At 63.8% G+C, this 25,766-nt stretch carries 24 protein-coding genes and 1 tRNA gene; 9 read left to right on the forward strand and 16 right to left on the reverse strand.

Annotated features, from left to right (window positions below; all coding sequences use genetic code 11):
• The 3 genes from UP06_RS17405 to UP06_RS17415 all read right to left on the reverse strand — a co-directional run.
• The coding region (locus tag UP06_RS17405; RefSeq protein ID WP_045003240.1) for a chemotaxis protein CheW at nt 1-447 on the reverse strand (447 nt) is incomplete at its 3' end.
• 108 nt (nt 448-555) lie between these two features.
• Nucleotides 556-3,366, reverse strand: coding sequence for a hybrid sensor histidine kinase/response regulator (locus UP06_RS17410; protein ID WP_045004284.1), 2,811 nt, complete (start codon nt 3,364-3,366; stop codon nt 556-558).
• Nucleotides 3,367-3,784: 418 nt separating this feature from the next.
• Nucleotides 3,785-4,192, reverse strand: coding sequence for a response regulator (locus UP06_RS17415; RefSeq protein WP_197087318.1), 408 nt, complete (start codon nt 4,190-4,192; stop codon nt 3,785-3,787).
• Nucleotides 4,193-5,152: 960 nt separating this feature from the next.
• Between UP06_RS17415 and UP06_RS17420 the strand changes: the two genes are divergently transcribed.
• The 3 genes from UP06_RS17420 (at nt 5,153) to UP06_RS17430 (ending at nt 6,760) form a co-directional block, all read left to right on the forward strand.
• Nucleotides 5,153-5,848 carry a Crp/Fnr family transcriptional regulator gene (locus UP06_RS17420; protein WP_197087302.1) on the forward strand — a complete coding sequence of 232 codons (696 nt, stop codon included), beginning with the start codon at nt 5,153-5,155 and terminating at the stop codon, nt 5,846-5,848.
• Nucleotides 5,849-6,017: 169 nt separating this feature from the next.
• The gene (locus UP06_RS17425) at nt 6,018-6,413 is read left to right on the forward strand and encodes an Hpt domain-containing protein (protein ID WP_045004289.1); all 396 of its coding nucleotides are present in this window, start codon (nt 6,018-6,020) and stop codon (nt 6,411-6,413) included.
• Nucleotides 6,414-6,511: 98 nt separating this feature from the next.
• Entirely contained in the window at nt 6,512-6,760 is a 249-nt protein-coding gene (locus tag UP06_RS17430) for a hypothetical protein (RefSeq protein ID WP_045004291.1), read from the forward strand.
• 52 nt (nt 6,761-6,812) lie between these two features.
• Here UP06_RS17430 and UP06_RS17435 read toward each other — a convergent pair whose 3' ends face one another.
• Nucleotides 6,813-7,433: a response regulator transcription factor gene (locus UP06_RS17435; RefSeq protein WP_045004292.1), complete on the reverse strand. Its 621-nt coding sequence runs from the start codon at nt 7,431-7,433 to the stop codon at nt 6,813-6,815.
• Between the two features lie 339 nt (nt 7,434-7,772).
• Here UP06_RS17435 and UP06_RS17440 point away from each other — a divergent pair, with 339 nt between their 5' ends.
• From UP06_RS17440 to UP06_RS17450, 3 genes are all read left to right on the forward strand, one after another.
• Nucleotides 7,773-8,936: a hypothetical protein gene (locus UP06_RS17440; RefSeq protein ID WP_045004293.1), complete on the forward strand. Its 1,164-nt coding sequence runs from the start codon at nt 7,773-7,775 to the stop codon at nt 8,934-8,936.
• A gap of 331 nt (nt 8,937-9,267) precedes the next feature.
• Complete coding sequence (locus UP06_RS17445) at nt 9,268-9,693, forward strand: hypothetical protein (RefSeq protein WP_045004294.1); 426 nt, start codon at nt 9,268-9,270, stop codon at nt 9,691-9,693.
• Nucleotides 9,694-9,978: 285 nt separating this feature from the next.
• Entirely contained in the window at nt 9,979-11,196 is a 1,218-nt protein-coding gene (locus UP06_RS17450) for an EAL domain-containing response regulator (RefSeq protein WP_045004295.1), read from the forward strand.
• A 61-nt stretch (nt 11,197-11,257) separates the two neighbouring features.
• On the opposite strand, the gene UP06_RS17455 is transcribed toward UP06_RS17450, so the two are convergent.
• Entirely contained in the window at nt 11,258-11,551 is a 294-nt protein-coding gene (locus tag UP06_RS17455) for a putative quinol monooxygenase (RefSeq protein WP_045004298.1), read from the reverse strand.
• A gap of 131 nt (nt 11,552-11,682) precedes the next feature.
• On the opposite strand from UP06_RS17455, the gene UP06_RS17460 reads away from it, so the two are divergent.
• On the forward strand, nt 11,683-12,663 hold the full coding sequence (locus UP06_RS17460) for a GlxA family transcriptional regulator (protein ID WP_045004300.1): 981 nt from the start codon (nt 11,683-11,685) through the stop codon (nt 12,661-12,663).
• Nucleotides 12,664-12,709: 46 nt separating this feature from the next.
• On the opposite strand, the gene UP06_RS17465 is transcribed toward UP06_RS17460, so the two are convergent.
• Entirely contained in the window at nt 12,710-13,570 is an 861-nt protein-coding gene (locus UP06_RS17465; protein ID WP_045004303.1) for a DMT family transporter, read from the reverse strand.
• A 144-nt stretch (nt 13,571-13,714) separates the two neighbouring features.
• On the opposite strand from UP06_RS17465, the gene UP06_RS17470 reads away from it, so the two are divergent.
• A complete protein-coding gene (locus UP06_RS17470; protein WP_502691566.1) occupies nt 13,715-15,097 on the forward strand; it encodes an aminotransferase-like domain-containing protein in 1,383 nt (460 codons plus the stop codon).
• Between the two features lie 4 nt (nt 15,098-15,101).
• Here UP06_RS17470 and UP06_RS17475 read toward each other — a convergent pair whose 3' ends face one another.
• The 10 genes from UP06_RS17475 to UP06_RS17520 all read right to left on the reverse strand — a co-directional run bounded on the left by UP06_RS17475 (nt 15,102) and on the right by UP06_RS17520 (nt 24,691).
• Entirely contained in the window at nt 15,102-15,719 is a 618-nt protein-coding gene (locus tag UP06_RS17475; protein WP_045004306.1) for a GDYXXLXY domain-containing protein, read from the reverse strand.
• On the reverse strand, nt 15,716-16,987 hold the full coding sequence (locus UP06_RS17480; RefSeq protein ID WP_045004308.1) for a DUF2157 domain-containing protein: 1,272 nt from the start codon (nt 16,985-16,987) through the stop codon (nt 15,716-15,718). The genes UP06_RS17475 and UP06_RS17480 overlap by 4 nt, the downstream gene beginning before the upstream one ends.
• Before the next feature lie 396 nt (nt 16,988-17,383).
• Complete coding sequence (locus tag UP06_RS17485) at nt 17,384-18,259, reverse strand: ABC transporter permease (protein WP_045004310.1); 876 nt, start codon at nt 18,257-18,259, stop codon at nt 17,384-17,386.
• A complete protein-coding gene (locus tag UP06_RS17490) occupies nt 18,256-19,083 on the reverse strand; it encodes an ABC transporter ATP-binding protein (RefSeq protein ID WP_045004312.1) in 828 nt (275 codons plus the stop codon). The genes UP06_RS17485 and UP06_RS17490 overlap by 4 nt, the downstream gene beginning before the upstream one ends.
• Before the next feature lie 2 nt (nt 19,084-19,085).
• The gene (locus tag UP06_RS17495) at nt 19,086-20,135 is read right to left on the reverse strand and encodes an ABC transporter substrate-binding protein (protein ID WP_045004314.1); all 1,050 of its coding nucleotides are present in this window, start codon (nt 20,133-20,135) and stop codon (nt 19,086-19,088) included.
• Nucleotides 20,135-21,274 carry a 3-isopropylmalate dehydrogenase gene (gene leuB / locus UP06_RS17500; RefSeq protein WP_045004315.1) on the reverse strand — a complete coding sequence of 380 codons (1,140 nt, stop codon included), beginning with the start codon at nt 21,272-21,274 and terminating at the stop codon, nt 20,135-20,137. Before leuB ends, UP06_RS17495 begins: the two co-directional genes overlap by 1 nt.
• Complete coding sequence (gene leuD, locus UP06_RS17505) at nt 21,271-21,906, reverse strand: 3-isopropylmalate dehydratase small subunit (protein ID WP_045004317.1); 636 nt, start codon at nt 21,904-21,906, stop codon at nt 21,271-21,273. Before leuD ends, leuB begins: the two co-directional genes overlap by 4 nt.
• Complete coding sequence (leuC, locus tag UP06_RS17510) at nt 21,907-23,316, reverse strand: 3-isopropylmalate dehydratase large subunit (protein WP_045004981.1); 1,410 nt, start codon at nt 23,314-23,316, stop codon at nt 21,907-21,909.
• Nucleotides 23,317-23,484: 168 nt separating this feature from the next.
• Nucleotides 23,485-24,438, reverse strand: coding sequence for a LysR family transcriptional regulator (locus UP06_RS17515; protein ID WP_045004319.1), 954 nt, complete (start codon nt 24,436-24,438; stop codon nt 23,485-23,487).
• A gap of 163 nt (nt 24,439-24,601) precedes the next feature.
• Nucleotides 24,602-24,691, reverse strand: a tRNA-Ser gene (locus UP06_RS17520).
• A 198-nt stretch (nt 24,692-24,889) separates the two neighbouring features.
• Between UP06_RS17520 and UP06_RS17525 the strand changes: the two genes are divergently transcribed.
• The gene (locus UP06_RS17525) at nt 24,890-25,753 is read left to right on the forward strand and encodes an alpha/beta fold hydrolase (protein WP_045004321.1); all 864 of its coding nucleotides are present in this window, start codon (nt 24,890-24,892) and stop codon (nt 25,751-25,753) included.
• Nucleotides 25,754-25,766: the final 13 nt, after the last annotated feature.

A 25,766-nucleotide genomic window follows, 5' to 3' on the forward strand; every position in this document is an offset into this window, starting at 1 on the left:
GAGTTCGAGCACGCGATCGACGTCGAGGACGACCATGAGCTGGCCGTCGAGGCGGTGGACACCGCCGGCGAGCTTGGCCATGCGGGGGTCGAGGTTGACGGGGTTTTCTTCCTTGCCGTCCTCGGACAGACGCAGGACCTCGCCGATCTGGTCGATCAGCAGGCCATAGGATTCACCGCGGAGATCAACGCCGACCGCCATCGGCACCTTGCCGTCCTCGGGCTTGGGCAGGCCGAGCCGGGCGCGCATGTCGACCACGGTGACGATGCGGCCGCGCAGGTTCAACACGCCCGCGATCTCGCGCGAGGACAAGGGAACGCGGGTGACGCGCTCCGGCATGAACACGTCCTGGACCCGGGAGATCGGCAGGCCGAACAGCTGGCCACCGATCATCGCGGTGACGTATTCGACCATGGCGCCTTCGCCCGTCTGCATCTTCTTGCTCATCTTTGCGTCTCCTGATCCGTGACTCTTTGTTTGAGCATGATCTCCGCACAAACGCGTTCCGCGTTTGTCGCGAGGGAAAACCGCTTCACACTTTTCCGGATCATGCTCTCACGCCGCCGCCCGGCTCAGCTCGGAGGCGCCGGCGGCACCCGCGGTCTGTTCCTTCAGCGCCGCGATCAGGCCGGGACGGTCGAACTTGGCGACATAGTCGTGGAAGCCGGCCTGACGGCCGCGCTCGATCGCCGCCGGCGACACCAGCGCCGACAGGCCGATGATCGGCATCGAGCCCAGATTGCTGTCGGAGCGGATCACTTCGGCGAACTCGAACCCGTTCATATCGGGCATCTCGATGTCGGTCAGGACCACGTCGAAGGTCTGCGCGCGCAGCGCGGCCAGGCCCTCCTGCGCGGTCGGCGCGGTGCGGACGCGGTAGCCCGCGGCCTTCAGCACCGGCGCCAGCATGTTGCGGAAGAACGCGCTGTCGTCGACCAGCAGCACCGACTGCGAGTGCAGCGACGGCTTCATCTCCTTGCGGGTGAACCAGTCGGAGAACGCCATCGGCAGGAAGTGGCCGACGTCGATCACTTCGGTGGCCTGGCCCTTGATCACGGCCGAGCCCAGAATGCCCTGGCTGGAGCCGCCGACCTCGATGTTGAGCCGTTCCTCGACGATGTCGATGATCTCGTCGACGACGAGGCCCATGGAGCGGCCGTCATCGGAGAACACCAGGATCGGCTGGGCGCCCTGCGAGGCGATGGTGACGCTCTCCATGGCGACGAGCGGCATCAGCTGCTCGCGGTACTGCACCATGTAGCGGCCGTTACTGAACTCGATCTTGTCCGCGGGCAGCTCTTCCAGGCGTGTGACGAGCCCGAGCGGGACCGCCTTGGGCTGGCTGGAGCCGGCGCGGAACACCAGCAGCGAGGTGGTCTGCTCGCCGGAGCTCGAATGATGCGCGGCGGCTTCATCAGCCATGCCTTGGGCCGAGGAGCCGGAGGCGCCGAGCGCCTTGGCAATGCCGTTGGGGTCGATGATCATGATGACCGCGCCATCGCCCAGGATCGTATTGCCCGAGAACATGTCGATGTGGCGCAGCTTGGTCGACATCGGCTTGACCACGATTTCTTCGGTGTGGAACACGCCGTCGACCACGATGCCAAAGGTCTGGCTGCCGACTTGCGTCACCACGATGAAGCCGTTCTCGGGATCGGAGGCCGCGCCGTCGTCGATCTTGAGCAGCTTCTTGAGGTGGATCAGCGGCAACAGCTTGTTGCGGAGCCTAAGGACCGCGGTGTCCTTGATGCGCTCGATGCGATGCTCGGAGTTGGCGCGGGCACGGACCAGCTCGACGACCGCGAGCTGGGGAATCGCAAAACGGTCGCCGGCGGCTTCCACGATCAGGGCGGAGACAATCGCGAGCGTCAGCGGGATCTTGATGGTGACGGAGGAGCCTTCACCGGCCACCGACTTGATGTCGATGGTGCCGCCGATCTGGTCGATATTGGTGCGGACCACGTCCATGCCGACGCCACGGCCGGAGACCGAGGTGATGGCGGCCGCGGTCGAGAAGCCCGGCGCGAAGATGAACTTGTGGATCTGGGCTTCCGACATCTTCTCGAGCTCAGCCTCGGTGGCGAGACCGGAGGAGATCGCCTTGGCCTTGATCTTGTCGGTGTTCAGCCCGCGGCCGTTGTCGGCGATGCAGATGATGATGTGGCCGCCCTCGTGATAGGCGGACAGCCGGATGGTGCCCTGCTCGCCCTTGCCGCCCGCGAGGCGCTCGGCCGGGGTCTCAAGGCCATGATCGGCGGAGTTGCGCACCATGTGGGTGAGCGGGTCCTTGATCAGGTCGAGCACCTGGCGGTCGAGCTCGGTGTCGGCGCCGTGCATCTCCAGCTCGATCTGCTTGCCGAGTTCGCTCGAGAGATCGCGGACGATACGGGGCAGCTTCTGCCAGGCGTTGCCGATCGGCTGCATGCGCGTCTTCATGACGCCTTCCTGCAGCTCGGCGGTGACGTTGGACAGCCGCTGCAACGGCACCTTGAACTCGGTGTCCTCGTTGCGGCGGGAGATCTCGAGCAGCTGGTTGCGGGTCAGCACCAGCTCGGAGACCATGGTCATCAGGTGCTCCAGCGTATCCACGTTGACGCGGATCGACTGGTTGGCGATGCGGTCGCCTTCGGAGGCGCCCTCTTCAGCCATCGACTTCTTCGGCGCGACCTTTTCCTTGGGCGCCTTGGTCTCTTTTGCGGCTTCCTTGGCGGCGACAGGCGCCGGAGCCTCAGCGACAGGCTCAGCCTTGGCAACGGGCGCCGGCGCTTCGATCGCGGTCTCGCGGAAGGCGCGCTCGAGATCGTCGAGCGACACTTCGCCCGGACGCAACGGACGCTCCAGGGTCTGGTCGATCAGCGCGCCCTGGGTCATTTCTTTTGCGGGTGCGGGCGCAACCGGGGCTTCCGGCACCAGCGGCGGGGCTTCAGCGACGGGAGCCGCAGCAGCGGACGCGGACGCGATCGGCTGCGCCGACGCTGACATTGCCGCCGTGCCCTGCTCGACCATCGCTTCCAGCTTGTCGATGAGATCGCGGTCGGTGCCCTCGGGCTCGGCTTCGGTCGCTTCCAGCCCGGCCAGGATTTCCTTGATGCGGTCGATCGAGGCCAGGATCACCGTCACCGCGCCGGCCGTCACCGGCATGCCGTCACGGAATTTGCTCATCAGCGTCTCGCCGGCATGCGCCAGCGCTTCAAGCCGCGGCAGCCCGAGGAAGCCGCACGTACCCTTGATGGTGTGGACCAGGCGGAAGATGTTATCCAGGATCTTGGCGTTGTTCGGATCCTGCTCGAACTTCACCAGCTGATTGTCGACGGTGTCCAGGCTCTCGCTGGTCTCCGTCAAAAACTCCCGCAACAGATCATCCATGGGGTACGCCTTACTGATCTGGACTTCGACGCCTGAGCCGCACGTGGAATCAACGGAAGCCCGCTCCTAGATCGTTAGACATCCCATTTCACGGTCCCGTTAATTTCAGCCTCCGTGCTAATACGGATATTGAAGAGAAGTTTGCCGTTCGGCTGCATGCAGCTGCGTTTTTCGGCAGATCCAGCGCCGCGCTTCAGGCGGGAGACACGACAGGTAAACGCGCCGATAACAGCGTCACGACCTGCGCAAAAAAATCCTGCCGGCAAGGGACGATATGCACGGGCCGCGCGAATTGAACCAAATCACTCGCAATCGGAATCGCGTGCGCGACCGCCCGTTGATCTTCCGCTGAAATCCGAAATCCCTGCACTTGCGGTAAACGGACGCTTACCCCGCGAGCGGCGCGGTCAATACCGCGCTAACCCAGCCGCGCCGCAGCAGCACGATGCTCCGCGAGGCAATCCCTGATGGCGGCGAGCAACGCATCCGGCGTGAACGGCTTGCGCAGACAGCGCGCCGCGCCGAGCTCGAGCGCCATCCTCAGGAAATCCGGCGCGGGCGAGTTCAGATTTGCAAAGGCGTAGCCCGACATCGCGATCAGCGGAATGGCAGGCGCGCGCTCGTGGAAGATCCGGATCGATTCGAAGCCGCGCATATGCGGCATGAAGATATCGATCATCATCAGATCGAACTGTTCGTGTTCGAGCGCGCGAAGTCCTGCTTCTCCGCCTTCGGCGATCGTCACCCGAAGATTGTTCCGCTGGAGATAGATCTCGATGGCCATGCATACCATCGGGTCGTCGTCGACAACGAGAATATGGTTCAGATTTTCCGTCCCCGTTTGAGTTTCCCGCTTCGGCGATTCAACAATTGAACCGTGGGGCACGCCTTTCTCCTCTGGCTTGAATCGAAATGGTGATGGCCGCGCGCGCGGTTGGCCTGGTGCAGAAGGCGGACGGGATGAACGCAAGATCTGCGGCCACGCCACGCAATGACTCGAAGCAATCGCTGACGGCTGAAATGAGTTGGCGGACAAGCAAGGCTGCGCGGATCGACGAATGTCCGATGGCATCGTGGACACAAGGTCTGCCGTCGACCAGTTTCCGGCTCATAAGGCCCCCTTGCCGGTTCTTCCCGACTGGCGACGCGAGACTGGCGACCAAGCGCGTGCGCGAATCAGCACGCAGTTCTTATTTCCGCCGCAAATGAGGCAGGCTGTCTGCCCTCCAACGGGTATATGGACAACAACACACCCGTTGCGGTAGCATTATACAACCGTGCAACTGGATGTCGAACGCACGATCCGAGACCGCGCTGGATTGATCCTGCATGACCGCGAGCTACCGACCGCCCAACCAGCTGCTGCAAATACTTGATGCGGCAGATTTCGCTCGGCTGCGTCCCCATCTCATCAGGATGGCAGTCGCCGCGGCCAGCGTACAGTTCCGCAGCCTGATGATCCGGCATCATTCGCTACAGCCGGGGCCAGATCGAGATCACCGATTTGCGCGCGCTGGAAACAGCGTCCTGCGACTGCTATTCCGCGGTGAAGGCCCATCACGTGCGACTGTTAGAGGCCCCGCGATGACGCCAGCCCAACGCCAACGACTGCATTCCGGCGTGCGCACAAGGCGGTATCGACTGATTGCCGGGCCGCGCCTGTGAACAATTGACCAATTGCCAATATATCCCGACGGGAAGATGATGGAACTTACCCGTGCGAGGAATAGTAAATTCGCTGAGGAACGTTCACCGGCTGGGGAGACGGGAGGCGGCTTTGGAAACGATGGTGCGTCCATCCAACGGTTTCCTGTCGGCGCTGTCGGCAGACGATTATGAATTGATCCGTGCACATCTGCGCACGGTCGACCTGCCGCACGACGCGGTGCTGGTCGAGACCGGCGAGACGCTCAGGCGCGCCTACTTCCCCCACCGCGGCGTGATCTCGCTGGTCGTGACGCTCGCCAAGGGCGAGCATGTGCAGGTCGCCATGATCGGTCGCGACAGCCTGCTCGGCACGCTCTCGACCATGGGCGATGCCTGCGCACTGAACACGGCAGTCGTACTGGTTCCCGGCGCTGCATCGGTGATGGACCTCGACCGGTTGCGCGGCGCGGCCGAACAGAGCACCACCCTGCGGACGCTGCTGACACGCCACGGGCTCGCGGTCTACGCCCAGGTCCAGCAGACCGCGGGCTGCAATGCCGCCCATCCCGTGGAATCGCGACTATCGCGCTGCCTGCTGCACACCCATGATTTGTCGGGCGACTACCGGCTGCTGCTAACCCAGGAGGCCATGGCGCAGATGATCGGGGCGCGGCGCAACAGCGTGTCGCTGGTCGCCAATACCTTGCAGCAGGCCAATTTCATCCACTACAGCCGCGGGCACATTCAGATCCTCAATTTGGATGGGCTGCGCCAGACCGCGTGCGAATGCTACGCTACGGTGAAGGCCCAGTACGACAGGCTGCTCGGGTCTTGACGAAGCACGACGCTCTCCGCGCAGAGCGGGACGTGGTAAACCAACCGTTGACGGCCGTCCGCAAACACCGCGCGTCTCGCTACCGGAACCGAAATCGGAACGGGAGTAGATATCCCGGCGCATCGCGACCCAAGGGCCCGCGATGCGTACTGGGGACCGGGACCGAGCCATGTTTGAAGCCACTTTCGCGCCTGCGCAGAGCACGCTCGATATTGATCCGCTGCTCGAGCTCGAGCCGCTGCGCGAGCCTGGTGCGTTCGACGCGCTCGTGCGCGAGATCGGCGAGGACGGTGCCGGCGAGGTCCGAGCCGTATTCTGGAGCGACACAAGTGCGCGGCTCAAACTGTTCCGAACGCTCGACCTCGGCCAGCATCGCAGCAAGATTGGGCGCGAGGCGCATTCGCTGAAGAGCGCCGCCAGGACGTTCGGCTATCTCCGGCTCGCGACGCTGGCGCAGCAGTTGGAGAGAACCGCGGACACGCTTGGAGATGCCGAATTTTGCGATCTTCTGGAGCGGATGGATGCGGCCTACGCCGCTGCGCGCGAGCAGGAACCGCAGGACTGACCACCCCCGCGTGCATTCCGCCGTACTTATACGGTTTACGATTTTCATATAAGACTAATCATAGGTGGCGATAGTCGCCGGAAACCAGGAGGGTTTCTATGTTCACCTATGAGACTGCGGACCAGAAAGAAGTCCGTCGCTTCCGCATCGCTCAGTTCAACGGCCGGATGGCGACCGTGAAAGCGGGCGAGTCGACGGTGACCGGTTTCGTGCGTTCGGTGCTGGAGCAGGAATCGAGCATGCCGCCGCGCTGGGTCATCACGATCATCCCGAATGCTCCGAAGGAAGAGCCGAAGGTCCTGCGGCCCACCTCGCGCGCGCGCCCCTTCGCCGAAGATTATTTTTGAGCGAGATCTAGCCTTCGCCGCGCCAGCCGCCCGGCGGCGCAACACAACAGCCTCAATCGATCGAATGCAGCAGCGCTGCGCGGACGAGGTCCGCGGTGTTGCGTGCACCGAGCTTGCGCATCGCCTCAGCCCGATGGCTCTCAAAAGTGCGTGGGCTGATCTGCATCCGCAGCGCACCCTGCTTGTTCGAATAGCCCTCGCTGATCAGCCTCAGCACCTCACGCTCACGCTTGGTCAGCCGCTTGCCCGACAGGCTGGAGAACTCGGGGCTCGCCACACGCGGCGTCTGCGGTGCGCGGCCGGCCTTCAACTCGGCATCCTCGGTCGTGGACGGCGTGGGCAAGTCGCCCTTGTGAGGACCGGCAAGCCGCTTGACCAGGCCGCAGACGCGCTCGGTCTGCGCCAGCGCGTTCTCGACCACCCGCTGCAAATAGGCGCGGTCACCCAACACCGGCGCGAGCTGATCGCTGTGATGCTTGATCTCGCCCATGTAGAGCAGGAGTGCGGTCAGGGGACCATTGAGCTCGCGGGCGATGGCGGCAGCCATCTCGTCGGCGGCCTTGGCGCGGGCGGCATTCAGTCGGACGAAATCGAGCTCTTCAGGTGGAGAAGCGCTGCTTTCGTACCATTCCGACGGCCGCGAATCAGTGGCCGTATCGTTGTGTGACCCCATGTGACTCGTTTAGCGGAACTTGGGGCGATCTATGGTTAACTTTTTGCTCCGTAAGACTACGGTCATTTTGGCAGCTTTGTGCTGAAACATCGGCATCGGCACAATTTATGCTTGCGCGAAGACATCCCCGACCATGCAGAGGTTGATAAACCTGCTTAATTCACAAGCAGATGGGCAGAGCCGTCTTAACGATCGCCGCCACACCGGATCTCCAGAACCCCGGATTTTACGGATATATTAACGGCGACTTGCTTCTCTGTGTCCCACTTGAGAGCGCGCAAATGCCTCCACGCATTGGGCCGATAGGCCTGCGGGATTCGTTGCGGAAGATTGCGTGCCATGAACGAGATCGATCAGCTATCGGAGTTCTTGCAGAAGCTGACGCCGCTGTCGCGCAGCTGTCTGCTCAGCGAGCTCGAGCGGCTCGAGCTGTGCGGCATCGACATGCCCGGCTCAACCAGCGTCCAGACCACGCTGCGCGCCGAGTTCCGCAAGGACGGATCGACCCAGGCGCGCGCCACCAATCCCTCACGCTATTTCTTCGCGCCGCTTGAGCTGCTCTTGATCGACGGCGCGCCCGAGCACGCCAATATGGGGCGGATCTCGCGCAACACGCTCACGCCGATCTGGGAGTGGATCTGCCGCGACCTGCTGCCGACCATGGCGCGCGACTATATCAAGGCGATCAACGACCAGGTCACCGCCAACAACCCGAAGGAAGTGCTGAAGATCGCGTCGACCTTTCAGGTCAAGGTCGTCAAGGTCCTCGAGAACACCCTCGCCTCGGCCGAGAGCACCGAGTTCGCGCGCGCCAAGCTCGCGCAATACACGGCCTCGCGCACCGCCTTCGACGACGTGAGGAAGATGCTGCATGTGCTGCGCGCCGGCGACGCGCTGCCGAAGTTCAACGCGAAGCTGCCCGAGAAGATCGCGAAATTCGACGACGGCCAGGTCGCCCAGATCACCGCGCAGCTCGACGCCTTCAAGAAGGCCTATCCCGATGCGCTGCCCTTCGCGCTGGCGCTGGTGGCCAGGCGCCTGAAGACGTCCTGGGAGTTGGCGCGCCTCGCCACCAAGGCAGCCGCGAGCAAGAGCGCGGCCGACGTCGCCGCTGCGCCTTACGCCTGCGTCGTCCACATGGTGCTCGACCGGCTCGACGACAAGCGCCTCTCGCTGCGCATCGCGCTCCGGAACAACCGCGTGCTGGTCGCGCGCGACCTGCTCACCGAGGTCTACGACACCGAATATGCGCTCAAGGTTCGTATCGACGGCATCGAGCAATGCGAATGGGGCGTCCGGCTCCAGCAATTGATGGACGCAATCGCGGCGCTGGTGTCGGCCGAGGTCAGCCGCTTCCCTTCCAATGTCGGTCATATCCTCGGCTCGCGCCGGCTGCGCAGTCACGACACGCTGGGCGGCAAGCTGAGCTATCTGGCCTGGAAGGGACGCGACGCGATTGAGGACGGCGCGGCGGCGTTTCGCAAGTTGATCGGGGCGACCTGATCCGCGCTACTCAGGCGTACGCGGCAGGCTCAGGAAGCGATCGAGAAATCGCCCTGACAGCACGAACCTGAACCACCAATACATCAACCGCCGCGTCGTCATAGCTGCGATCCTCGACAGCCCACCACCGGCTGCTCGGATCAATAGCGCAGGTGCAGCAATACGCATGTGAAGTGCTTCACACCCACCTCCCCAGCACCCTGGCGAGTTGTCGCATCACTGTCACGAGCGAGGCCTGAACATGCGCGCATCGCGCGAAAATGAATTCATGGACCGGGCGTGTCGCACCTATTCTCCAATCATCGCATGCTGCGATGGAAGGAAATTCGCGATGAGATCGATCCGACTGACGTTGACGACGATGGCGTGGCTGGTGGGCGCTTGTGTGCTGACATCGACGACGATGGCGCAGACCGCGCCGCCTCCTGGCAATACCGCGCCGACCGCCGATAACGCCGTCCTGCTCACCGTCTTCTTCAAGCACGACCAGTCGCGTCCGCTCAACGAGCTGAATGCGCAGCTCGACAAGCAGGGTTTTCGTAAAGCCTTCCCGCCGGCGGGCGTGGAGGTCGTAAGCTGGTACGTGATGATGGGCATCGGCCAGGTGATCACGCTGCGGCTGCCGGCCTCGCGGCTGCGCGAGGTCAACCGCATCATCGAGGATACGGCGTGGGGTCCGTACCGCACCGAGTTCTATCCGACCTATGATTATAAGGCGGTCGGGATCGCCGAACACGAAAAGGCGACGGCCAACTGATACCGGCGTTATTGATTTGGGCGAAGCGCGCGCAGCTTCGTCCAATTGCAGGACACCGGCTGCGCTCACGCACGGCCGGCGTCGTCCCGGAAATCTCAGACAATGTCGTGCTGCTGCGCGCCAATCGCCGACAAACATGAAAACTTCTCAAAGACAATCCGAACAATTTTACAAATGATGGCGGCTTTAACGTTACCCGGACAATTCAACATTCGCGCTGAAGCTCTCCATATTTGCAGCCCCCCGCGCCGCTATCACACCGTCACGGAACGGGAGTGGTTTGCGATGGACGATGGGATTGGTGAGCTCGTCGGACGGAGGCCCAAAACCTTCGGACGACGGAAGATGATGCCGCGCGCTTGCGTGGCTGACGGCAAGCGCCATCTGCGCGCGTTCATGAGCGAGGTGCTCGAGGATCTCGGCTTCGTCACCAGCGAATGCGGCAGCGCGGACGAGCTGCAAGCCGTGCTCGCCACTGATCTGCCGGACCTGATCCTGCTCGGCATGGCCGCCGACGGCATCGAGCCCGGCCAATTTCTGGAGACGCTGGTGCGCGAGGCCTTCGACGGCAAGGTTCTGGCCGTCGGTGCCCGCGAGTCGATCATTGTCAAAGCCGTGCAGCAGGTCGGCGAGGAATACGGGCTTGCGATGCTGCCGCCGCTCACCACGCCCTTTGCCGCCGAGACGCTGCGCGAGCGCGTCGCGATGCTGCTGCCGGACGAGCCGGCGCCGAGCCCGGCCGTGCATGTCGGCGAGGCCCTGCATGCCGGCTGGCTCGAGCTCTGGTATCAGTCAAAGATCGACGCGCGCTCGCTGGTCCGCTGCGGCGCCGAGGCGCTGGTGCGGATGCGACATCCGACCTGGGGCGTGGTGCCGCCGGCCTATTTCATTCCCGAGGCGCACGATCCGCATTTCCGCAACCTGTCGGAGTTCGTGATCGAGCGCGCGGTGCAGGACTGGCACTATCTCCTGGAGCGGCAAAGCGCGGTCGATCTGTCGATCAATCTTCCCGCGCCCTATCTGAAGGAGCCGCAGGCCGTTCGCGATCTTTGCCGCCGCGTGCCGACGCATCCGGCCTTCGGCGGACTGACGATCGAGATCGCCAGCGAAGAGGCCATCCACGATCTCGCATTCCTCACCGAAGCCGCGCGCGAAATGCGCTTCCACAATATCGGGCTCTCGATCGACAATCTCGGCGCCAACTGGCCGGAGCTGATGGGTCTGGACAAGATCCCCTTCATCAAGCTGAAGGCCGACCGGCACTTCGTCACCGGCTGCGGCAACGACCGGCTGAAGCGGACGGTGTGCCGTCACATCGTCGAGCTCGCGCAGGGCTACGGCGCCAGCGCCGCCGCCGAAGGCGTCGAGACCCGCGGCGACCTGCTCGCCGTCAACGAGCTCGGTTTCGACCACGTGCAGGGCTATCTGTTCGGCAAGCCGATGCCGTTGAAGAAATTTGCCAGAAGCACGCTGACGCGGACGGTGATCACGGGGAACGAATGAGGCGCCGGGGCGCAAGAGGTCCTCACCGAGAAACCTCCGGCCCCGAAGCGCAGGCCCAAATCTACTTCACTGCCAACGCGTCCCACCGTTCGATTGCCGGCGGACTTGCCAAGAGTTCGTCGGCACGAGCCATCAGCGCGGCCGCAATCGGGCCATTGAGATGTGCGTCCCGGTCCTGATCGCTGGCGAACGCGTCGAATATTGCGAAGCTTCGCGGCCCGAACTTCAGCGCGTACCAGACCGGCGTGCCCGTCTCGGCCTTCGCCAGCGGCAAAGCGCCTCGCAGAAACTCTTCGAGGGCAGTCGCCTTGTCCGGCTTCGCTTCCAAACGAACATAAAGACCCAGATTCACCATGGTTGTCTCCTTCGTGGTGAGGTTGCTCGCGCGATACGTGCTCGAAGGCACGGATCACTCGGGCTGCCTTCTAATGGGAATGGCCGACGAGGGCGCTTGGCAATATTGACTATTTTGATATCATTCTTGCCATGACCAAGACGGTGATATTGGCGATCGATGGCGTGTTCGATACCGGATTGGCCGCGTTTCAGGACACGTTGGCCACAGCTTCCGAGTTGGCCGAACCCAACGAAGGCGCTTCGTTCAGCGCGACCGTGCTGAGTGTCCGGCGCGGCGGCGTAAGGACAGCGCATGGTTTGACCATTCCGAACAAGAGAGCGCTTTCGTCTTCGAAACCCGATTTGGTTCTCGTCCCCGCACTCGGCGCGAAGACCGACGAGGCGCTGACACGCGCGCTGCGAAATCCCGACATCGACGGTGCGAAGAACCTGTTGCGGACATGGCATGCGCAGGGGGCAACGATTGCGGCTGCGTGCACCGGCACGTTCGTCCTGGCGGAGACCGGGCTGCTTGACGGGAAGAGCGCAACGACGAGTTGGTGGCTGGCCTCCTTCTTCCGCTCTCGCTATCCGCAGGTTGCATTGGAGAATGATCGGACTTTGGTCCGGACAGAACGGCTCGTGACCGCCGGCGCGGTCCTCGCACATTTCGACCTGGCATTATGGTTCATCCGTCAACACAGCCCGTCACTCGCCGCGGTCACTGCTCGCTACCTGATGCTGGATCCTCGATCGCCTCAGGCAACCTATGCGATCCCGGACCATGTGCGTCATGCGGATGAAGCTGTACACGCGTTCGAGAGTTGGGCCCGGGCCAACCTCGAGAACGGCTTCTCTTTGGAAGACGCCGCAAGGTTTGTCGGGGTCAGTGCTCGAACTCTATCCCGGAAGATCCATGCCGTGCTCGGGCGGTCGCCTCTGGCCTACCATCAGGATCTCCGCGTCGAGCGAGCCTCATATCTGCTCAGCACCACGCAACTGAGCGTGGATGAAATCGCGGTGCAAACCGGCTATGTCAACGCAGCCACGCTTCGCACGCTTTTGCGCCGAAAGACCGGACGCACGGCATCTGAACTCCGTCGAATCAACGAACTGAAAGCCTCGGACTAGAAACGCGTCAAAACAAAAAGCTCTAGACTCCGTGGAAGCCTCTGCCTCACGCAAAACGCCGCGCGAAGAAGACGCAGACGACGACGAGCGCGGTCGCGGCGATCATGCTCCAGGCGACCGGCTCGTGCAGAACGAGGCCGGCGAGCGCGAGGCCGAAGAACGGCTGGAGTTGTTGCAGCTGGCCGACGCGGGCGATGCCGCCGATTGCGAGGCCGCGATACCAGAAGATGAAGCCGACGAACATGCTGAAGATCGAGACGTAGGCGAGCCCGATCCAGGCCGGCGCACTGACGCCGCTCCATGTCGGAGGCCAGGTCCAGACCGCGACCGGCACCATCAACGGCAGCGCCAGCAGCAGCGCCCAGGAGATCACCTGCCAGCCGCCAAGCCGGCGCGACAGCGCGGCACCCTCGGCATAGCCGAGCCCGCACAACACGATCGCGGCCACCATCAGGAGATCGCCCGCGACTGACGCCGTGCCGTCGTTCGACAAGGCAAAGCCGACCACCGTCACGCTGCCGAGAACCGCGAACAGCCAGAACATCGGCGGCGGCCGCTCGCCGCCGCGCAGCACGGCGAAGACCGCGGTCGACAGCGGCAGCAAGCCGATGAAGACGATCGAATGCGCCGAGGTGATGTGCTGGAGCGCCAGCGCCGTCAGCAGGGGAAAGCCGACGACGACGCCGAGCGAGACGATGGCGAGCGAGGCGAGATCCTTGCGCTCCGGCCGCACCTGTCGGAGCAGGGCGAGCACGGCCACACCTATCAGCGCGGCAATGACCGCGCGCGCCGATGTCAGGAACAACGCGGAGAAGCCGCCGACCGCCACGCGCGTTGCCGGCAGCGAGCCGCTGAAGATGATGACGCCGAGAAGCCCGTTGCCCCAGCCGCTGCCCGCAGTTTGCATTCCGACTTACCTTTTTTGGACCGCGATCCTCGGTCTTCCCCAGTGGCGAAACCAGCGACAATCCAATACAATCTGGCAAATCTGTATGGATATGGAAGGTCATACACTTTGGACAGCGAAGCGCAAACGAGGGGTCGCGGCGGAATGCGAACCGCGGATGTGATGCGCGCGATCCGCAGCAAGGTCGCTGGCCGCGCGCTCAGTGCCGGCGACCGCCTGCCGTCGATCCGCAGCCTTGCCACGACGATGGGCGTTTCGCCTTCGACTGTCGTTGAAGCCTATGACCGCCTCGCCGCCGAAGGCCTGATCCGGGCGCGGCGCGGCTCCGGCTTCTATGTGTCGCCGACCGTCACCCCGCCGCTTGCGCTCACCGAGGTCGAACCGCGCCGCGATCCAGCGGTCGATCCGTTTTGGGTCTCGCGGCAATCGCTCGACACCGACGCCGCCGTGCCAAAACCGGGATGCGGCTGGCTGCCGCCGGACTGGATGCCCGAGGAGGCTCTGCGTCGCGCCGTTCGTGCGCTCGGACGCAGTGAGGCGAGCGTGTTGACCAATTACGGCTCGACATCCGGCTCCCTCGCATTGCGCCGGCTCCTGCTCACGCGCCTTGCCGAGGACGCGATCGAGGCGTCGATCAACCAGCTCATGCTGACGGGCTCGGGCACGCAGGCAACCGACCTCGTCTGCCGCTTCCTGCTCCGCCCCGGCGATACGGTGCTGGTCGACGATCCCTGCTACTTCAATTTCCGTGCGCTGTTGCGGGCGCACCAGGTGAAGATCATCAGTGTACCCTACACACCATCGGGCCCCGACGTCACCCGCTTCGAAGCGATCCTCGCCAGTGAGCGGCCACGGCTCTACATCACCAATTCCGCACTCCACAATCCAACCGGCGCGACGCTCTCGCTGCCGACCGCGCACCGGCTTTTGACCGCTGCCGCCGCACACGACCTCACCATCATCGAGGACGATATTTTTGGCGATTTCGAGCCGGAACGCTCGCCGCGCCTCGCCGCGCTCGACGGGCTGAACCGTGTGATCCGCATCGGCAGCTTCTCCAAGACGCTCTCGGCCTCGGTGCGCTGCGGCTACATTGCCGCGCGCGCCGACTGGATCGAACATCTCGTCGACCTCCAGATCGCAACCAGCTTTGGCGGTGCGAGCCCGGTTGCGACAGAGATCATCGCCAAGGTGCTGGCCGGCGGCAGCTATCGCAAGCACATGGACGAGCTGAGGCACAGGCTCACGCGCGCACGGCGCGACGTGGCGCGGAAGCTCGGGGCGTTGGGCATCGAGCCATGGCTGACGCCGCGCGGCGGATTTTTCCTTTGGTGTCGGCTGGCCGGCGAACAGGATGCGACGCAGGTTGCGCGCGCCGCGCTGAGCGAGGATGTCGTGCTCGCGCCGGGTAACGTCTTCAGCGTGTCACAGACCGCACCGGACTTCATGCGGTTCAACGTGGCGCACATGAATGATCCGCCGATGTGGGACGTGCTGCGGCGGGCGTTGAAAGCGCGGCCCGAATGACCCGCTAGTACCACGGCTCCTCATACACCGGTTGGCCATCGAGCAGCAGCCGTTTGATGGCAGCGCGCCCTGACGGCAGCACGGCGGCGACGACGCGCAGCTTTTGCTGGTTGCGGGCTTGCTCCAGCTTCTTGCCTTCGCCTTCGGGGACGAAATAGCTTTCGAGACCGTATTGTATCGTGAGCTTGTCGCAGAAGGCGCGCCGGTCCGTGCCGCAGGACGTGCCGCCGTAATTGGCGAGGCGTCCGCGGATCAGCACTTCGGGCGCCGTGACCGGCACAGCTTCGGCATGCACCGAGACCGCCTCGTAAAGGCCGTTGGCATTGGGCGCGAGCTTGACGAACACGATCGGGCTGCGCACCGCGGCCGGCTGGCCGGCGAGCGCGCCTGCTGCGAGTTGCGAGATGTCGTAGCGGAGCACGACGTAATCGCCGCGCAGGAGATCGCGGGGATCGACCGGCTGCGTCTGCAAGGTCACCTCACGGCCTTCGCGCAGGATCTGCATGCGATCGGCGACCATCAGGACCAGAGCCACGCATTGAACCAGAATGGCGACACCGAACAGCACGGCTTTCGGAATGCGCTGCCAGAGTTTTGTGGCGGATGCGACCAGTTCGATCATCGCTCAGACCTCGGCAGCGCGCGATTGAGTGCGGTTGCAAACACGACGGTGATGATTCCGGCCACCGCAAGGAAGGCCGAGCGGCGCAGCAGCGAGCCCTTCACCGCCCAGGTGATGCCCGCGATGACACCGGCGATGCCGAGCCAGCCGGCGACGATCCGCGGACGCACCGAATCGAGCATGCCGGAGACGACGAGGCACAGCATGGCGCAGAGAAGAGCAGCGTAGGCGAACCAGGGCTCGCCGGCCGCGGATGCCGGCCAGATCGGCGCCGCGAGCAGGACGAGCCCAATCGCACATCCTGCGACGGCTTCACCCGCGCGGTTCGTGAGCTTGGCGGACACGAAAGCGAGGACCACGCCGGCAATGCCGCACAACATCGCCCAAAGCGGTTGAGCTGGCGCAGTGCCGGTCCGGAAGCGGATGATGTCGTCGACCGTGATCACTTCCAGGACAGCGACGACGGCCAGCGAAAACGCCCCGTAGATCGACAGAACAGCCCCAAGGCGCAACGCCCTTGGCGACGGCGCCGCGGCGATCGCGAGCCCGGCACCGAACAGCAACGCCGCACCGTTCGCGAGCACGAATGACGGCTGTACCCCATCGAAGTCGAAGCGAAGCGCCGTCGCGATCCACCAGGGAAGCGCGGCAATTGCAACGAGGTGGGCGGCCGCGCGCGAATTCCACGCGAGCGCGAGGCCGGCGGCGAGGAGCCAGACCGCCACGAACGGAAGATGCAGCGCGTCCGGCGCATCATAGCTGCGCATGCAGGTCCAGATGCAGGCCGCCACGAGACCGACCGCAAGAGCACCGCGCGAGCCGGTCAGCAGCGCCGCCACAAATGCACCGATCGACCACAGCAGCATGCCGCCGGCAAAGTCGTCGCCCAGATGATACATCTGGCCGACCAGCGCGATGCCGACGCCGAAGATAATCGCGCCGATGCTTGCGCAGAGATCGGCAAGAACCGCCCGGCTGGTGCTGGCAAACCAGGCCCCGAGGCCGCCGGCAACGACCATGCCGGCGATCAGGATCGCGAACCGCAGCAGCCGCGCGATCTCGGTCCAGTGCGCCGCGACGAAGGCAAGGAAAGCGGCTGCGATCAAGAGGCCGCCGACGATGGCAACGACCACCGCGATGTTGATGCCGGGCGAGAGCGGGGGAAGCACAGTGCGGATCGAGGCGACGGCCGCCGGTGCGATTACGCCATCGGCCTCCCATTGTGCAAGATCGGCTTCGAGGCGCTGCCGGTAGGTTTTGTCGAACATCGTCGTGGATTACCTGGCGGGATGTTGTTGGTCGGACCGCGCGAACTGCAGGTTCAACCTATCACCGCTCTACGGTAGCTTCCTGCGACCGGACAACAAAAATGTCGAAAACAACCCCATGCACAGTAGACGGCAGTTGCCGGCGCGGCGCCCGCTGCATCGGACGAAGCATCTGAAGCGGCGAGCAAAATTCGGAGAGCGACGCACGCCGGTGGTGATGGGTCTGGATCGGCGCTGGAGCGCGTTATTGGATTCCGGTCACGCTTCCGGAGGTCGGCAGAGATAAGCGGCGATCGTAGACGTTTGACCCGTCGGGCAAAACAGGGGCACAATATTATCCTTGCAAACCGGCTGACGCATGCTGCGCAGCGAGCAGACGGCACGCCGTCGTTCGGGCTACTCCGCCATATTGTGCTGCTGCCAGCGCAGCAGATAGGCCTGCAATCGCCAGATCAACGCGGACAGCGCAACGCCGACCAGCATCAGCACGATGACGGCGACCATCATTCCCGATGCCTCCGCGCGCGCCTCGGACTCTATGATCAGGCGCCCGATTCCCCGTTCCGCACCGATAAACTCGCCGACGATCACGCCGATCAGGGCAAAGGAAATCGCAGGCGTCAGCGAGGCGAAGACCCAGGCCATGGTCGAGGGGACGACCACCGTGCGGGTGATCTGCCACTCGCTGGCGCCGAGCAGCCGCGCCGCATTGACAAAGCCCTCGTCGATCGACCGCGCGCCTTCGAACGTATTGAAGAACACGAGAAAGACCACCACGATCCACGAGGTCACGATCTTCGAGGTATCGCCGATGCCGAAAGCCAGCACGATAATCGGCGCCAGTGCGATGCGAGGGATCGAATTCACCGCCGTGATGAACGGCTGGAAGATGGCGCTCAGCCGATCCGAACGGCCCAGCACGAGGCCCGCCGCAAAGCCGCTGCTGACGCCGGTCACGAAACCGAAGAAGGTGTTCTTGAGGGTGACGGCGGTCGCGATCCAGAGATTGTTCTCCGATCGCGCCATGCAGCGGCTGAATTCGCCATTGAACCAGCCGTTGAACATTCCGAGCTTGGACTTGAGGCAGCTCAGGATCAGGAAATGCTCGAAGATTTGCGACGGTTTGGACACGAAATAGGGATCGAGCAGATCCGGCACCAACCAGGGAAGGCGGCCGTGCAGATCGTAGCCCCATTGCCAGATCGACAGAAAGCAGACGCAGATCAACGCCTGCCAGGCCAAGGTTCTGCCGGGGCGGCGCGCTTGTCTCATGGACTTCGGCCCTTGATGAATTCCTCGCCGAGCGAATGCCAGACCAGCTGAAACAGCTCGGCATAACGCGGCGTTTCGCGGATCTTCACGGCATTGCGTGGGCGGGCAAAATCCACCTCGAAGATGTCCTTGATCCGGCCGGGCCGCGCGGAAAACAGAATGATGCGGTCTGCCAGCGTCAGGGCCTCGCCGAGATCATGGGTCACGAACAGCACGGTCTGCTGTTCGCGTTCCCAGATGCGAAGCAGCACATCGTGCATGTCGATCTTGGTGTGGGTGTCGAGCGCGCCGAACGGCTCGTCCATCAGCAGAACCTGCGGTTCAACGACCAGCGTTCGCATCAAGGCGGCGCGCTGGCGCATGCCGCCAGACAATGTCGAGGGATAGGCGTTCTCAAAACCCTGCAGTCCCGCCTGCGCCAGGCAAGCCCTGACACGATCCTTCCGCTCCGCCACCGGGACACCCGCCAGTTGCAGGCCGTAGCCGATGTTGTCGGCGACGGTGCGCCAGGGAAACAGGGTATCGCGCTGGAACACATAGCCGACATTCGGCGTCGCTCGTCCGGGAACGACGGGCACGCCGTCAATCAGGATCTCACCGCTGGTCGGCTTGACCAGTGTCGCGATCATGTTGAGGACGGTGCTCTTGCCTGAACCGGATGGCCCCAGCAGAGCGACGAATTCGCCACGCCGCACATTGAAGGAGACGTCGCGCACCGCCTCGATGGCCGTGCCCGCCAACTGGAAGGTCTTGCACAATCCGCGCACGTCGATGCGCCGCATGTCGGGCGACGCAACGGATCGTGACGCGTGTAAGGCCTGCATCGTCAAGCGGGATAGGCCTTACGTGCCGCTTCGATGAAGCCGGTCGTGACGACGTCGGCCATGGCAAGCGGCTTGATGCCGGTCATTTCGCGAAACCAGACCTTCTGGCCGCGTGCGAAGCTGGCTTCATCGATGAGGCCTTCGTAGTCGGTGACCTTCTTCATGATCCCGATGTCGAAAATATTCGCGTCGCGCGACGTGCTTCCGACGTAAGGCTCGATCGCATCATAGATCTCTTCGGGAGAGTGCCCCTTGATCCACTGGGTCGCGCGCCACAGCGCCGTGACGAACGCCTGCATCTTCTGCGGGTCCTTGTCGATGGTCGACTGCAGGGTGAAATGAGACGTCACCGGGACCTTGCCGCCGATATACTTGGCCCAGACTGTCTCGTCCGTTCCGTCGAACAACAGCGCGCCCCAGCCCTGCTCGATCGAATCCTTCAGGATCGACGGCGAGTTGATGAGAACATCGACCTGTTTCGTTTTCAACGTGCCCATCATGGTGTCGACATTGCCGGTGCCGATCCAGGTCACCTTGTCGTCCAATCCCATGGTTTCCATGTAGTAGGAGGCCCATACGTGGTTGGTGCCTCCCAACGACGACACCGAAACGATCGGCTTTCGTCCATCAGGCCGTTTCCACTTCGCCAGCGCCTCCAGCGTTGTGATGCCCTGATCGAAGAGATCCTTGCGGATGATGAAGATCGCGGCATTGCTGCGGGTATCGACCGGCATCAGGACCCGCGCGTTGCGGCCGTGATTGCTGAGCTGCATCGGGTGGGTGATATCCCCGATGCCGATATCGCCCTGCGACGAGGCGATAATCTCGCGCGTCTTCACGCCGCTGCCACCCTGGATCAGCTTGCAATCGAGGCCGGCCTCCTTGAAGAATCCGGCCCGGTCGGCGACGAATTGCGACTGATAAACCGGAATGGCGACCGGATAGATCACGCGGCCCGACGGCGTATCCGCCCATACCCGACCTGCCGCCATGGAGGCACCGGCGCCAGCGACAATCGTCAGCGCGGACCGTCTGGTGACCTGAGGTCTCATCACGCGTGCTCCCTCTCTTTGCCGACCACCTTGTCGAGCGCGTTCAGCACCGCATCGCCCATTTCCTGGGTCGAAAGTCTTTTTGCGCCGGGTTCGGCGATATCGGCCGTTCTTGCGCCGGCAGCGAGGGCCGTATCCACGGCCTTCTCCAGCAGCGTGGCATCATCGGGCCGATTGAGGGTGATGCGCAACATCATTGCGACGCTGAGGATCGAACCGAGCGGATTGGCGATGCCCTTGCCCGCAATATCAGGCGCGCTGCCGTGGACCGGTTCATAGAGCGCCTTGCGGCGTCCCAGCCGGTCCGGCGGCCCGAGCGAGACCGACGGCAGCATGCCGAGCGAGCCCGACGCCATGGCAGCGCAATCGGAGAGAATGTCGCCGAAGATATTGCAGGTCACCATGACATCGAATTGCGACGGCGCCCGCACGATCTGCATGGCGGCGTTGTCGACATAGAGGTGCGTCAATTCCACATCGGAGAATTCCGCTTGATGCAGCGCGATGACCTCCTCGCGCCACAGCACGCTGGTTTCCAGCACATTGGCCTTGTCGACCGAGCAGACCCTGCCCTTGCGCGTCCGGGCCAGTTCAAACGCGGTTCGCGCCACCCGGCGGATCTGGCTGGTGGTGTATTGCTGGGTGTTGAAGCCGCGGCGCTGGCCGTCCGGCAGCGTTTCGATGCCGCGCGGCTCGCCGAAATAGATGCCGCTGGTGAGCTCGCGGATGATGATGAAGTCGACATCCTTCAGCACCGAAGCCTTGAGCGGCGCGGAATCAGCCAGCGCCGGATTGGCGACGATGGGCCGGAGATTGGCATAGAGGTCGTACTTGCTGCGCAGCGACAGCAGGCTTCCCGCCTTGCGCGCCGCCGGAGGGACCTGCGTGGTTTCCGGGCCACCCGTCGCACCCCAGAGGATCGCGTCGGCCTCCTCCATCGCCTCGACGGTGTCATCCGGCAACACCTTGCCTGTCGCGAGATAGGGTATGAGACCGTATTGCGCTTCGCGCATAACCACCGGAGCGCCGCGCCGGTCGGAAAACCATTTGAGAACGCGATGGGACTGGTCGGTCACCTCCGGACCGATGCCTTCACCACCGACCACAGCCACCTTGATCGTGTTCGAGAGCGTGTTCATGCCTGATGTCCTGCAAAGTGAATCCACGGCCGCGTCGCGCGGTCGGACGCCTGGAATGCGCGGATCGCATCCTCGCGCCGCAACGTCAGCGAAATTTCGTCGAGTCCTTCGAGCAGGCCCGCGCGCCGGCGCGGATCGATCTCGAAGCTGTGCCGTATGCCAGACGGCGAGGTGACCGTCTGCTCCTCCAGATCGACACTGAGACGTCCGGCGCCCTGGCTCGCTTCGATCTCCGCGGCGAGGCCATCGATGGTGGCTTTGTCCAGCACCACCGGCAGGATGCCGTTCTGGAAGCAGTTGGCGAAGAAGATATCGCCGAAGCCGGATCCGATGATGGCGCGGATGCCCATTTCCTGGAGCGACCACACCGCCGCCTCGCGCGACGAGCCGCAGCCGAAATTCGGCCCGGTCACCAGGATTTCCGCCGCGCGATACGGCTCGCGATTGAGGATGAACTCGGGATTTTCCGAGCCGTCCGGCCGGTAGCGGAGCGAGCCGAACGCCCATTTCCCGAGACTGCCGCGGACGGAATTTCCGATCATGCGGTTGATGCTGATGATGACATCGGTATCGACATTGGTGCGCATGATCGGTGCGGCAATCGCGGTCACTTTGGTGAAGGCTTGCGCCATCTAGCGCTCCATCGTTCGGACATCGGCGATGGCGCCGGAAATCGCCGCCGCCACGGCCATGGCCGGGCTCGCCAGATGAGTGCGGGCGCGCGGCCCTTGGCGGCCGATGAAATTCCGGTTCGAGGTCGACACCGAGCGCTGGCCCGGCGGCACGGTTTCACCGTTTGCGGCAAGACACATCGAGCAGCCGGGCTCGCGCCATTCAAAGCCTGCGTCGGTAAAGATCTTGTCGAGCCCTTCGGCCACCGCATCGCGCTTGACGGTCTCCGAACCCGGCACGACCCAGGCGCGCACGCCGGGCGCAACCTTGCGGCCACGCGCGACCTCGGCCGCGGCGCGCAGATCGCTAAGGCGGCTGTTGGTGCAGGAGCCGATGAAGACCCAATCCACCGGTGTGCCGGCGATCGGCGCACCGGGCTTCAGGCCCATATAATCGAGCGCGATCTCGATCGCGCCGCGGCGGGCGGGATCGGCAATGTCTGCGGGATCCGGGATACGCCCATCGACACCAAGCACGTGCTCCGGACTGGTGCCCCAGGTGATCTGCGGGATAATGGTTCCGACATCGATCGACACCTCGCGATCGAACATTGCGTCGCTGTCGCTCGCAAGCGTCCGCCACGCCGCGACGGCCCGCTCCCACATCTCGCCTTGCGGCGCATAGGGTCGGCCGCGGACATACGCAAACGTCGTCTCATCCGGCGCGATCAGCCCCATCTTGGCGCCGAGCTCGACTGACAGATTGCAGATCGTGAGCCGCCCTTCGATCGGCATGGCCCTGATCGCACTGCCGGCATATTCGACGGCATAGCCGGTGCCGCCGGCGGCGCCGACATGGCCGATCAGAGCGAGGATCAGATCCTTCGCAGTGACGCCGAACGGCAGGGCGCCGTCGAACGTCACCCGCATGGTCTTGGGCCGGCGCTGGACGATGGTCTGGGTCGCCAGCACGTGCGTGAGCTCGCTGGAACCGATACCGAAGGCGAGAGCACCGAGCCCGCCATGGGTACAGGTATGGCTGTCGCCGCAGACGATCAGGCAGCCGGGAAGGCTGAGGCCGAGCTCCGGGCCGATGACATGGACGATGCCCTGCCCGGGCTGGTCGATATCGAACAGCCGGATGCCGGTGGCGGATGTCTCGGTCCGCAACGCCGCCAGCAGTTCCTGCCCGGTCTTGATCGTGCCGGCACGCCCGGACGCGGTCGAAATCGCATGATCCGGCGTGGCGAAGGTCAGTTCGGGATTGTGGACCGGAAGGTCGCGGCTTTTGAGATCGATCAGGCCGCGAGAGCCGCCGAGGTCATGCAGCAGATGACGATCCACATGAAGCAGATCTGTATCATCGCTCACTTGGGCAATGACATGCTGGTCCCAAATTTTGGCCAGCAGCGTGCGACCACGCGTGTCCACGATCCGTCCTCCCATGTTCGGCATCTGATGTGCCGTGTTGCTGCCGATCATGCCGACCGACAGCGATCTTGGGAAGCAGGATAGAAGTCGATCCCGGAACCGAGCAAGTGACGGTTGGGCAGCCAGCCATCGCGGCCGGCGATGGCTGGCCGCAATGTGCCAGCGATGTCAGCCCCTGCCGGGCACGACCGTCAGCCGCTCGGAGACCCCGCTGATGGCGGGACGCGCATCATCCTGGGTCCGCAAATGGTCCACCAGCAGCTTCGTCACCGGCGGCAGCGACTTGTAATCGCGCACGCCCATCACCAGCTCGCGTCGCGCCCAGGACTCATCGAGCGGGACGGTGACGAGGCTGTCGACGCCGTAGCGGTCGCGAACGATCTCGAGCGGCACGATGCCGACCCCCATCCTGGCATCGATGACGCGGAACAGCGCATCGAAACTGCTGACGCGGATGCGCACCTTCATGTGCTGCCCGAGCGCCGCGGCGGCCCTGACACACAGCGTCTCGATCGAACTGCCCTTCTCCAGGCTGACAAAGTCAAAATCGACCAGCTCGCGGAAGCGAACGCTGTTGCGGCCGGCCAGCGGATGGTCACGCGTGACCAGCGCGACCAGGCTGTCGCTGCGGTAGGACAGCAACTCCAGATCCTGTCCGTCGATGTTGCCGCCGAAGATGCCGATGTCGGCCCGGTTCTCCATCACCGCGCGCACGATCGCGGGGCTGAGATCCTCCTCGATGTCGATGTGGACCAGCGGATGCTGCTCCAGGAACAGACTGAGCTCGTCCGCCAGGGCTTCGAGGATCGCAGACTTGTTGGCACAGACCCGGATCAGCCCGCGCTTGCCCTGCCGGTATCCCGTCAGTTCGATCTCGAGCTTGCTGAGGTTTCCCAGGATGATTCGGGCGTGCTCGAGCAGGGCGAAACCGGCAGGTGTCGGCTCGATCCCTTTCGAATGGCGATGCAGCAGCTCGACCTTGAACAGGTCTTCGATATCCGAGATGCGGCGGCTCACCGCTGACGCGGCAATGTTCTTCTTCTCCGCCGCCTTCGCGATACTCTGCTCCTCGACGATCGCCACGAACAATTGCAGCGTCAGCAGATCGATTTTAGCCGTCATCCGGAAGATCCTCGGGAGGGGGCTTGCGAGGGGGGCATTGTGGAGAAGCTTGGGGATCTGCCGCAAGTGCGGTGTCAGGCTGCGGTCCTCTAGGGACGACACCTGAGGCTGCTTTGACGCTGAGAGTCTGTATTTGGCGGGGCTTTCTCGAAGCCGTTTGTTATGGCGGAGAGGGAGGGATTCGAACCCCCGATAGGCTTGCACCTATGCCGCATTTCGAGTGCGGTGCATTCGACCACTCTGCCACCTCTCCTGAAGTGCCGATGAGGGGCAGGAACCCCTCTGGTCGGGGGCGTTAATAGGCGAGGATGGCTGGCCAGACAAGGCGAGAAAGGGGAAAATCCGCCACCTCTTTCAGCCCCGCACCAGCTCAATTCTTGTTTGACGCGTTTTCTTGACGCGAACCGGGGTCCACTTCGCTTGAAAACGCGTCTCGCCGGGAGGAACTGCCGTGGAGCATCTCACGATCAAGGCCAATGGTACCGATTTCCACCTGGTTCGCGCCGGCCAGGGCAAACCGCTGCTTTTGCTGCATGGTTGGCCGGAATTCTGGCTGACCTGGGAGCCGGTCATGGCGCGGCTGGCCGACCGTTTCATGCTGATCGCACCCGATCTGCGCGGCTTTGGCGACAGCGACAAGCCTGACGGCCCTTACGGGCCGGACGGCCATGCGGCCGACATGCTGGCGGTGATGGACGGGCTCGGGATCGAGCGATTCGGCGTGGTCGGCCATGATGTCGGGGGCGCCGTGATGCAGCCGCTCGCGCGCCAGGCGCCGGGACGGCTCGCCGGGCTGTTCTTCTTCGATTTCGTCTATCCCGGCATCGGGCCGCGCATGGCGGCGCCCGACCGGCTCAATCACATCTGGTACCAGTCCTTTCAGCAGATGGAGATGGCGCCCGCGCTCGTTGGCGCGAGCCGGGAGAGCTGCCGGCTCTATATCTCGCACTTCCTGAAGGGCTGGACGCATCGGAAGAATGCCTTCGATGACGTGCTCGACGATTTCGTCGACAATTTCTTCAAGCCGGGCAATCTCGCGGGCGGATTTGCGCATTATCGCGCGTCGCATGCAGGCCGCGTCGCGATGATGAAGGGCGAAGCGCCGCCGATGCCGCCGATCTCTGTGCCGACCTGCGTGCGCTGGGCCGAGCACGATCCGCTGTTTCCCTATGCCTGGACTGACCGGCTGCCTGGGACCTTCAGCAATGTGGATGTTGCGATGTTTCCCGACGTCGGACACTTCCCGCATCGCGAGGATCCGGATCGCGCGGCCGCGGAGATCGCGGCGTTCTTTCAGCGGATTGGCTGGAGCTGAAAACAGGGGTGGG

The organism is Bradyrhizobium sp. LTSP857, assembly GCF_000938285.1.
Taxonomy (GTDB): Bacteria; Pseudomonadota; Alphaproteobacteria; order Rhizobiales; family Xanthobacteraceae; genus Bradyrhizobium.